The following is a 9,832-nucleotide window of genomic DNA, read 5'->3' on the forward strand; positions in this document are numbered from 1 at the left end:
GCGCCGCCAGCACCGCGCCGCAGATCGCCGCCTGCTCACGCCCGCCGACCTGCGCGGGGTGCTGGCGCTGCAGGCCGCCTGCTATGGAGAGGGCTACCTGGAGCCCCTGGCGGCCTTCGCGGCCAAGCTGGCGGCCTCGCCCCGCACGTGCTGGCTGGCCGAACGCGCAGGCCTGCCCCTGGCCTACCTGTTTGCCCTGCCGGTAGACGACGCCAGCTTTCCTGCGCTGCATGCCACGGCATGCCAGGCGCCCGCGCAGCCGCGCTGGCTCTACCTGCACGACATGGCCGTGTCCCCCGAAGCCCGGGGCGCTGGCTTGGCCACCACGCTGCTTGGGCTGGCGCGCACCGAGGCGCTGCGGCAAGGCCTCGGAGAGCTGGCGCTGATCGCGGTGCAAGGCTCGGTGCCCTACTGGGCGCGCCAGGGCTTTGCACTGACCGAGCCCCCCACCGAGGCGCTGCGACTCAAGCTCGCCAGCTTTGGTGAAGACGCCCGCTTCATGTGCGCGCCAGCGCACACCCCGGGCTGAAACGCTTTCTCTGCACGAGGCTTAAGCCAGATCAAGTCAGGCGATTGGCTTGGCGCGGGGCCCCTGCCATGCTGTGGTGAGACCTTTCTCACACCAGCATGCCCACTGACTTCCCCACGCCCAGCCAGCCTGTCAGCCCTTCCCAGCCCTTGAGTTCGCCCCGCGGGGCGCAGGCCCGGGAACGCATGCTGATGGCCGCACTCGACCTCTTTGGCCAGCACGGCTTTGAGGCCACCACCACGCGCATGGTGGCCCAGCACGCGGGCATGAACCTGGGTGCCATCCCGTATTACTTCGGCGCCAAAGAAGACCTCTACACTCAGTCGGCCACCTTCCTGGCCGACTACATGGCACAGCGCCAGTCGCCAGCCCTGGTCGCGCTGCAACTGGGTGTCTCGCAACAGATCACGCCCGAGGTGCTGAGCGAGCTCATCGCCGATTTCCTCATCGAGCACGCACGGCTGCTGATGACCGAAGAGGTGCCCGCCAGCTGGCTGATGTTCTTCCTGCGGGCCCAGACCGAGACCCACCTCGATGGCTTCGAGCCGCTCTACGGCCGGGTGATCGCGCCGATGCAATCCACCCTGTGCCGCCTGATCGCCCCCCTGATCGGCCAGGAACCGGACGCCGCCCCTACCCGCCTGTTCACCTTCAACCTGTGCCAACAGGTGCTGACCCACCGCCTCTTCGACCGGGTGCTGGTGCGACGCATGGACTGGGAGAGCCTCTCCCCAGAGCGGGGCAACGAGGTGCTGGCCATGCTGCGCCGCACCCTGATCGACCAGTTGATGGGCGCCCAGAGGGCCCACTTGTCACCACGGTGACACCTGCCCGAGTCCAGAGTACAGAGCACGGAAGCCCGCACAGGAGCCAACCATGAACGCCCTCACCGCCCCCGATCCCGTCTGGCAGGACTGGGTCCAGCAGCTCGACCGCCACGCCCATGCCCGCATTGGTGAACTGACCGGTGGCATCTCGCCCATCCAGGCCGCCCTGGTCTACCTCGACTGGCTGGGGCACCTGAGCATCTCGCCCGGCAAGCAGCTTGATGTGCTGCGCCACTTTTTTGAAGACCTGCAGGCCACGGCTGAAGCGCCCGCGCCGGCCGCCACCGAACGCCCCGACCCGCGCTTTGCCGCCCCCGCCTGGCAGACCTTCCCCTTCAACGCCTGGGCCCAGGGCTTTCAGATCCTGGAGCGCACCTGGGAGCAGGCCACCCGCGGTGTGCCCGGCATGAGCCACAAGAGCCAGGACACGGCAGCCTTCGCGGCCCGCCAGTGGCTGGACATCTTTGCCCCCTCCAACCTGCCCTGGCTCAACCCCGAGGTGCTGCGCCAGACCGCCGAAGAAGGCGGCGCCAACCTGCTGCGTGGCGGCGCCAACTGGTTCGACGACTGGCAGCGCCAGACCCGTGGGCTGCCACCCGCTGGCGTCGAGGCCTTCAAGGTGGGGCGCAACGTGGCCATCACCCCCGGCAAGGTGGTGCTGCGCAATGACCTGATGGAGCTGATCCAGTACAGCCCCGCCACCGAACAGGTCCATGCCGAGCCCATCCTGATCGTGCCGGCCTGGATCATGAAGTACTACATCCTCGACCTCTCGCCGCACAACTCGCTGGTGAAGTACCTGGTCGAACAGGGGCACACCGTGTTCATGGTCTCGTGGAAGAACCCCACGGCGCTCGACCGCAACAAGGGCATGGACGCCTACCGCGAAGAGGGCGTGATGGCCGCACTCGACGCCGTGAACCGCATCGTGCCGGACCGCAAGGTGCACGGCGTGGGCTACTGCCTCGGCGGCACCATGCTGCTGATCGCCGCGGCCACCATGGGTCGCGCCAAAGACGAGCGCTTCGCCTCGCTCAGCCTCTTTGCCGCCCAGGGGGACTTCAGCGAAGCGGGCGAACTGCTGCTCTTCATCAACGACAGCGAGGTCGACCTCATCGAGGCCATGATGGCCGAAGAAGGCGTGCTCAAGGGCTCGCAGATGGCGGGCACCTTCCAGCTGCTGCACTCCAATGACCTGATCTGGTCGCGCGTGCTGAAGGAATACCAGCTCGGCCACCGCGACGCCCCCAACGACCTCATGGCCTGGAACGCCGACACCACGCGCATGCCCTACCGCATGCACTCGGAATACCTGCACAAGCTCTTCCTGCACAACGAGCTGGCCAGCGGACGCTACGAGGTCGATGGCGCCCCCATCTGGTTCACCGACATCCACCAGCCCACCTTCGCCGTCGGCACCGTGACCGACCACGTGGCGCCCTGGAAATCGGTCTACAAGCTGCACCTTCTGCCGCTGGACCTCACCTTCGTGCTCACCAGCGGCGGCCACAACGCCGGCATCGTCAGCGAGCCCGGGCACCCGCGTCGCCACTTCCAGATCCAGCACCGCGAGGCCGGCGCGCCCTACACCCCACCCGACACCTGGCAGGCCCAGACCCCGCACAGCGAAGGCTCGTGGTGGCCCAGCTGGCACCAGTGGCTGGTCGGCCATTCCAGCGGCCTGGTGCCGCCGCCGCGCATGGGCCTGCCCGACAGCAGCCCCGCCAGGCTGGACGACGCACCCGGCCATTACGTGCTCCAGCGCTGAACACGGCTGAAGGCCCACCATGACCCTCGACAACCAGCCCGTTCAGGCGCTCACCCTGCTCGAAAACCGCACCTACGATGAGCTGCAGGTGGGCGACACCGCCTCACTCACCCGCACGCTCACCAAGGCCGACATCGAGCTCTTCGCCATCCTCAGCGGCGACGTCAACCCCGCCCACCTCGACGAGGCCTACGCCAAGGCCTCGCCTTTCCACAAGGTCATCGCCCACGGCATGTGGGGCGGCACGCTGATCTCCACCGTGCTGGGCACCCGCCTGCCGGGCCCCGGCACCATCTACCTGGGCCAGCAGCTGCGCTTCACCCGCCCGGTGGGCCTGGGGGACATGGTCACGGTCACGCTCACGGTCAAGTCCAAGGGCGAGAAGCACCACGTGCTGCTCGACTGCGTCTGCACCAACCAGCTGGGCCAGGCCGTCATCACCGGCGAGGCCGAGGTCCTGGCCCCCACCGAAAAGATCCGGCGCGAAGCCACCGCCCTGCCCGAACTGCACCTGGTCCGCCACGAACGCTTCGGCCAGCTCATGGCCCTGGTGAAAGGCCAGGCGCCCATCCGCTGCGCCGTCGTCTGCCCGCACGACCTGCCCAGCCTCAGCGCCACCCTGGAAGCTGCCCGCGCGGGCCTGATCCACCCCGTGCTGGTGGGCGACCGCAGCCTCACCGAGGCCGTGGCCCGCGAGCACCAGCTGGATCTGGTCGGCTGCGACTGGGCCGAGGTGCACGGCACCAGCCCCGCCCTGCAACACGCCATGGCCCTGGCCCGCGCAGGCACCGTCGAGGCCCTGATGCAGGGCGATGTGCCTGCAGACCTGCTGCTGCACGCCCTGGTCTCGCACCAGACCGGCCTGCGTGCCCACCGGCGCATCAGCCACGCCTATGTGGCCGATGTGCCCGACTACGCCAAGCCCCTGCTCATCACCGATGCGGCCGTGAACCTCACGCCCAGCCTGGCCGACAAGCGCGACATCGTGCAAAACGCCATCGACCTGGCTCGCACCCTGGGCCTGGACGAGCCCAAGGTCGCCATCCTCTCGGCGGTCGATGGCGTCAACAGCGCACTCAGCTCCTCCATGGACGCCGCCGCCCTGAGCAAGATGCTCGAGCGCCACCAGATCGCAGGCGGCATCGTCGATGGCCCGCTGGGCTTCGATGCCGCCATCAGCCCCCGCATCGCCCAGCTCAAACACCCGCACTCGCCCGTGGCAGGCCAGGCCGACATCCTCGTCGTGCCCACCATGGAAACCGGCGACATGCTGGTCAAGCAGCTCACCCTGCTGGCCGACGCGGACGTGGCCGGCATCGTGCTGGGCGCGCGCGTGCCCGTCATCCTGGGCAACGCCACGGATTCGGCCCGCACCCGCCTGGCCTCGGCCGCCCTGGCCTTGTTGGTGAGCCGAGCGGAAGGTCAGCTCACCAGCCTGCACCCATGAAAAAAGCCGCCGGGCTTGCACCTCGGCGGCTTCCGATCGGACGTGATGAACTGGCCAGAGGCCAGCCCACACCACGGCGCCAGATCAGTTCTTCGACTGGTCGACCAGCTTGTTCTTGGCGATCCAGGGCATCATGCCGCGCAGTTCGGCGCCGACGGTTTCGATCGGGTGAACGGCGTTCAGGCGACGGCGAGCAGTCATGCTCGGGTAGTTCGTCTTGCCTTCCAGGATGAACATCTTGGCGTATTCGCCGGTCTGGATGCGCTTCAGGGCAGCGCGCATGGCTTCGCGCGACTTCTCGTTGATCACTTCCGTGCCGGTCACGTACTCGCCGTATTCGGCGTTGTTCGAGATCGAGTAGTTCATGTTGGCGATGCCGCCTTCGTACATGAGGTCAACGATCAGCTTCAGTTCGTGCAGGCACTCGAAGTAGGCCATTTCCGGAGCGTAGCCAGCTTCGGTCAGGGTTTCGAAGCCCATCTTCACCAGTTCCACGGCACCACCGCACAGCACGGCCTGTTCGCCGAACAGGTCGGTTTCGGTTTCTTCGCGGAAGTTGGTTTCGATCACGCCACCCTTGGTGCCGCCGTTGGCAGCAGCGTACGACAGGGCGATGTCCTTGGCCTTGCCGGACTTGTCCTGGTACACAGCGATCAGCGAAGGCACGCCGCCGCCCTTCAGGTACTCAGAGCGCACGGTGTGGCCAGGGCCCTTGGGGGCGACCATGATCACGTCCAGGTCAGCGCGGGGCACGACCTGGTTGTAGTGCACGTTGAAGCCGTGGGCGAAAGCCAGCACAGCGCCTTGCTTGATGTTCGGGGCGACGTTGTTGTTGTACACCTCGGGGATGTTCTCGTCGGGCAGCAGGATCATGACGACGTCAGCGGCCTTCACGGCGTCGTTGACTTCGGCAACCTTGATGCCGGCGGCTTCCACCTTGGACCACGAGGCACCGCCCTTGCGCAGGCCCACGGTCACGTTCACGCCCGAGTCACGCAGGTTTTGTGCGTGGGCATGGCCTTGCGAGCCGTAGCCGATGATGGCCACGTTCTTGCCCTTGATCAGGCTCAGATCGGCGTCTTTGTCGTAATAAACCTTCATGATGGTCGCTCCGTCGGAAAATGGGTTGGTGCTTGAAAGCTCAAGCGAGTGGTTGAAAACAGCGGGGGAGACTGCGGAGAGTCAGACGCGCAAGATGCGCTCGCCGCGCCCGATCCCGCTGGTCCCGGTGCGCACGGTTTCGAGGATGGCGGCGCGGTCGATGGCTTCGATGAAGGCATCGAGCTTGGTGGCGTCGCCCGTCAGTTCAATGGTGTAGGTCTTGTCGGTCACGTCGATGATGCGGCCACGGAAGATGTCGGCCATGCGCTTCATCTCTTCGCGTTCCTTGCCCACGGCGCGCACCTTGATGAGCATCAGCTCACGCTCGGTGAAGGGGCCTTCGGACAGGTCCACCACCTTCACGACCTCGATGAGGCGGTTCAGGTGCTTCGTGATCTGCTCGATGATCTCGTCGGAGCCGTGGGTCACGATGGTCATGCGCGACAGCGACGGGTCTTCCGTCGTGGCCACGGTCAGGCTCTCGATGTTGTAACCACGGGCCGAGAACAGGCCCACGACGCGCGACAGGGCGCCGGCTTCGTTCTCGAGCAGCAATGCAATGATGTGTTTCATGGTGATCGTCCTGGCGGCTCTTCAGTCAGAGGGCGGTAACCCAAAGGCCTTGGCGCGCTGTTCGATGAGGATTCGTTGAAGCGTGTTCCCGGCAGACTGCAGTGAACCACCCGAAGGGCGCCGGCAAGCGGCCTCCTGTGGTCCCGGCAGCCTGGCCGGGCGTGGTGAAGTGTCTGGCTTGCCTGTGGATCAGAGGTCTTCCGAACCCAGCAGCATCTCGGAGATGCCCTTGCCGGCCTGCACCATCGGCCAGACGTTTTCCGTCGGGTCGGTGCGGATGTCCAGGAAAACGGTGCGGTCCTTCAGGCGGATGGCTTCCTTCAGGGCGCCTTCCACATCGGAGGGGCGCTCCACCAGCAGGCCCACGTGGCCATAGGCCTCGGCCAGCTTGACGAAGTCAGGCAGCGCGTCCATGTAGCTGTGCGAGTAGCGGCTGCCATAGTCCAGCTGCTGCCACTGGCGCACCATGCCCAGGTAACGGTTGTTCAGCGACAGCACCTTCACCGGCGTCTTGTACTGCAGGCAGGTCGAGAGTTCCTGGATGCACATCTGGATCGAGCCTTCACCCGTCACGCAGAACACATCGGAATCCGGACGGGCCAGCTTGATGCCCATGGCGTAGGGCAGACCCACGCCCATCGTGCCCAGGCCACCGGAGTTGATCCAGCGACGCGGCTCTTCAAACTTGCAGTACTGCGCGGCGAACATCTGGTGCTGGCCGACGTCGGACGTGATGTAGTGGTCGGTGCCGGCGGTCAGCTTGCCCAGGGTCTCGAGCACGAACTGGGGCTTGATCACCTCGTCCGAAGTCTTATACTTCAGGCACTCGCGCTTGCGCCATTCGTTGATCTGGCTCCACCAGGCAGCCAGGGCGTTCTGGTCGACCTTCTGGGTCGATTCCTTGACCTGGGCGATCAGCTCCAGCAGCACGTCCTTCACATCGCCCACGATGGGGATGTCGACCTTCACGCGCTTCGAGATCGAAGACGGGTCGATGTCGATGTGGATGATCTTGCGCTCGACCTGGGCAAAGTGCTTGGGGTTGCCGATCACGCGGTCGTCGAAGCGGGCGCCCACGGCGATGACCACGTCAGCGTTCTGCATGGTCATGTTGGCTTCGTAAGTGCCGTGCATGCCCAGCATGCCCAGGAACTTCGGATCGGAAGCGGCGGTCGCGCCCAGGCCCATCAGGGTGTTGGTGCACGGGTAGCCGAGCATGTCGGCCAGCTCGCGCAGTTCCTTGTGGGCATTGGCCAGCACCACGCCGCCGCCAACATAGATGTAGGGGCGCTTGGCACCCAGCAGCAGCTGAACGGCCTTGCGGATCTGGCCGCCATGGCCCTTGCGCACCGGGTTGTAGGAGCGCATTTCCACCGACTCGGGGTAGTGGAAAGCGGTCGTCTTCAGGGACACGTCCTTCGGGATGTCGACCACGACCGGACCAGGACGGCCGGTGCGGGCAATGTGGAAGGCCTTCTTCAGCGTGGGGGCGAGGTCGGCCACATCCTTGACCAGGAAGTTGTGCTTCACGATGGGGCGCGTGATGCCCACGGTGTCGCATTCCTGGAAGGCGTCCAGACCGATGGCGGGCGTCGGCACCTGACCGGTCACGATCACCATGGGGATCGAGTCCATGTAGGCGGTCGCGATGCCGGTGATGGCGTTGGTCACACCGGGACCGGAGGTCACGAGGGCCACACCGACGTCGCCCGTGGCGCGGGCGTAGCCGTCGGCGGCGTGCACCGCAGCCTGTTCGTGGCGGACCAGCACGTGCTCGATGGTGTCCTGCTTGTACAGGGCGTCGTAGATATAGAGCACGGCGCCACCGGGGTAGCCCCACATGTACTTCACACCTTCGGCCTGCAGGCAGCGCACCAGGATGTCGGAACCGTTGAGGATTTCACCGCCGGGGGCGGAGGCGTGGGCGTCGGCCGAACCGGCGCGCTTGATGTCTGCGGGGGACATGTCCATGATGAAGAAGAACCTTTCCGAATTTCTCTAACGAAAAACGATCGGTGCCCCTCTACACCACCATGATCCCGGGAGGGTCTCATGACAGCAGCACTGCGACAACGGATTGCCGTGCGCTCGCCCTTGTGAGGCGGATTTGGAGCCTGCGCGGTCTGCCTCTGGCGCCTGTAGGACGCGGCAGCATCAGACCAGATCGAAATGGCGCAAAGACCACCATTATCGCATCCCTTCGGAGCAATTCAAACAGACACGGCTCTCACGCCTGCACACACGAGGGCCGGTGCCATAATCCGCCCGCACTGCAGGCACCTCCCCTGCCGCCTTTTGCTGCGTTGTTGCCGCCCACCCTGCCGCTGTCCGGCCCCTGGCTTTGACCCCCCTGCCCAGCCCTTCGCCCGAACAAGAACTCGACGACTTCCTGCGAAGCGTCGAGCGGCGCGCGTTCAAGCGGGCCGTCTACGCCGTGCGCGACGAAGACGCGGCACTGGACATCGTGCAGGACAGCATGATCCGCCTGGCCCAGAGTTACGCCGACCGCCCGGCCAACGAGTGGCCGATGCTGTTCCAGCGCATCCTCTCGAACGCCACGCTCGACTGGTTTCGTCGCCAAAAGGTACGCAATGCGGTGTTCATGAACATCGGCGACCTTGAAGCCTCCGTCGGCGACGACGACAATGATTTCGACCTGCTGGAGTCGCTGCGCACCGAGCAGTCGGGCACGGAAGGTGCTGACGACACCGCCGGGCGCACCGAAATCCTGCTTCAAATTGAAGAAGAGATCGGAAAGCTGCCCGGACGTCAACGGGAAGCCTTTGTGCTGCGTTACTGGGAGGAACTGGACGTGGCCGAGACCGCCGCCGCCATGGGTTGCTCCGAGGGGAGCGTGAAGACCCATTGCTCCCGTGCCGTGCAAGCCCTGTCGAAAGCCCTGAAACTCCGCGGAATCACACTGTGAAAACCCGACCGACCACCCCGCTGACCGCAGCGCAACGCGAAGCCCTCGAGGCCCGCTTTGCCCTGCGCCTGAGCGCGCGCCTGGAAGAGGGTGCGCAAGCTGTGCCGCATGACATTTCCGAGCGCCTGCGCGTGGCCCGCGAACAGGCCGTGCGAACGGCCCGCGAAGCCCGGGTCAAGGCCCTCAGCCCCGTGGCAGCCCCCGCTCAGACCCTGCCTGAACTGGCCCTGGCTGGCGCCGGCGCCGGCCCTGCCGCCCCTTCGGGCCCGATGGGTGGCCTGCTGGGCACCTGGCAGGAAAGCAGCCAGTCCCGCCAACCCGGCCATGGGCGCCGCCTCGACGACGGCCCGGTCTCCTGGGGCTGGCGCATTGCCTCGGCCCTGCCCATCATCGCCCTGCTGGCCGGCTTGTGGGGTGTGCAGCGCTACAACCAGCACGAGCAGGTGCAGGCCGCGACCGATGTCGACATGGCCCTGCTGACCGACGACCTGCCGCCTTCGGCTTACGTCGACCCGGGTTTTGAAGAGTTCCTGCGCCACAACACCGGCCCGGCCACCGAGGTCGAAGCCATCCAGCCGCCCGACATCGAAGTCAGGCTGGACGCCTCGGCCGTGGAAGACCCTGCCCCCGCCGTTCCGGCCGACACCCCCGCACACTGAGC

Annotated in this window: 9 protein-coding genes; 6 read left to right on the plus strand and 3 right to left on the minus strand. The window is 66.2% G+C overall.

Annotation, left to right across the window (positions count from 1 at the left end; genetic code table 11):
- The 4 genes from QZ994_RS16590 to QZ994_RS16605 form a co-directional block, all read left to right on the plus strand.
- A partial coding sequence (locus QZ994_RS16590) for a GNAT family N-acetyltransferase (protein WP_290874169.1) occupies positions 1 to 529 on the plus strand: 529 nt, incomplete at its 5' end.
- 98 nt (positions 530 to 627) lie between these two features.
- Complete coding sequence (locus QZ994_RS16595; protein WP_290874172.1) at positions 628 to 1,353, plus strand: CerR family C-terminal domain-containing protein; 726 nt, start codon at positions 628 to 630, stop codon at positions 1,351 to 1,353.
- 52 nt (positions 1,354 to 1,405) lie between these two features.
- Positions 1,406 to 3,124 carry an alpha/beta fold hydrolase gene (locus QZ994_RS16600; protein WP_290874175.1) on the plus strand — a complete coding sequence of 573 codons (1,719 nt, stop codon included), beginning with the start codon at positions 1,406 to 1,408 and terminating at the stop codon, positions 3,122 to 3,124.
- Positions 3,125 to 3,143: 19 nt separating this feature from the next.
- Positions 3,144 to 4,571 (plus strand): bifunctional enoyl-CoA hydratase/phosphate acetyltransferase, encoded by a 1,428-nt coding sequence (locus QZ994_RS16605; RefSeq protein WP_290874178.1) that lies wholly within the window; start codon positions 3,144 to 3,146, stop codon positions 4,569 to 4,571.
- An 84-nt stretch (positions 4,572 to 4,655) separates the two neighbouring features.
- Here QZ994_RS16605 and ilvC read toward each other — a convergent pair whose 3' ends face one another.
- The 3 genes from ilvC to QZ994_RS16620 all read right to left on the minus strand — a co-directional run bounded on the left by ilvC (position 4,656) and on the right by QZ994_RS16620 (position 8,216).
- The gene (gene ilvC, locus QZ994_RS16610) at positions 4,656 to 5,672 is read right to left on the minus strand and encodes a ketol-acid reductoisomerase (protein ID WP_290874181.1); all 1,017 of its coding nucleotides are present in this window, start codon (positions 5,670 to 5,672) and stop codon (positions 4,656 to 4,658) included.
- Positions 5,673 to 5,753: 81 nt separating this feature from the next.
- Positions 5,754 to 6,245 carry an acetolactate synthase small subunit gene (ilvN, locus tag QZ994_RS16615; RefSeq protein WP_290874184.1) on the minus strand — a complete coding sequence of 164 codons (492 nt, stop codon included), beginning with the start codon at positions 6,243 to 6,245 and terminating at the stop codon, positions 5,754 to 5,756.
- A gap of 189 nt (positions 6,246 to 6,434) precedes the next feature.
- On the minus strand, positions 6,435 to 8,216 hold the full coding sequence (locus QZ994_RS16620; RefSeq protein WP_290874187.1) for an acetolactate synthase 3 catalytic subunit: 1,782 nt from the start codon (positions 8,214 to 8,216) through the stop codon (positions 6,435 to 6,437).
- A 370-nt stretch (positions 8,217 to 8,586) separates the two neighbouring features.
- Between QZ994_RS16620 and QZ994_RS16625 the strand changes: the two genes are divergently transcribed.
- Positions 8,587 to 9,171 (plus strand): RNA polymerase sigma factor, encoded by a 585-nt coding sequence (locus QZ994_RS16625; RefSeq protein WP_290874190.1) that lies wholly within the window; start codon positions 8,587 to 8,589, stop codon positions 9,169 to 9,171.
- Positions 9,168 to 9,830, plus strand: a complete 663-nt coding sequence (locus QZ994_RS16630) for a DUF3619 family protein (protein ID WP_290874193.1) — start codon at positions 9,168 to 9,170, stop codon at positions 9,828 to 9,830. Before QZ994_RS16625 ends, QZ994_RS16630 begins: the two co-directional genes overlap by 4 nt.
- The last annotated feature ends 2 nt before the right edge of the window (positions 9,831 to 9,832 follow it).

The sequence above is a fragment of the Aquabacterium sp. genome, from assembly GCF_021768455.1.
Lineage (GTDB): Bacteria > Pseudomonadota > Gammaproteobacteria > Burkholderiales > Burkholderiaceae_C > Aquabacterium.

Bases quoted from the DNA above. Each gene is read 5' to 3' on its own strand.
- QZ994_RS16595 (WP_290874172.1), top strand. From the start codon at position 628: ATGCCCACTGACTTCCCCACGCCCAGCCAGCCTGTCAGCCCTTCCCAG.
- QZ994_RS16600 (WP_290874175.1), top strand. From the start codon at position 1,406: ATGAACGCCCTCACCGCCCCCGATCCCGTCTGGCAGGACTGGGTCCAG.
- QZ994_RS16605 (WP_290874178.1), top strand. From the start codon at position 3,144: ATGACCCTCGACAACCAGCCCGTTCAGGCGCTCACCCTGCTCGAAAAC.
- ilvC (WP_290874181.1), bottom strand. From the start codon at position 5,672: ATGAAGGTTTATTACGACAAAGACGCCGATCTGAGCCTGATCAAGGGC.
- ilvN (WP_290874184.1), bottom strand. From the start codon at position 6,245: ATGAAACACATCATTGCATTGCTGCTCGAGAACGAAGCCGGCGCCCTG.
- QZ994_RS16620 (WP_290874187.1), bottom strand. From the start codon at position 8,216: ATGGACATGTCCCCCGCAGACATCAAGCGCGCCGGTTCGGCCGACGCC.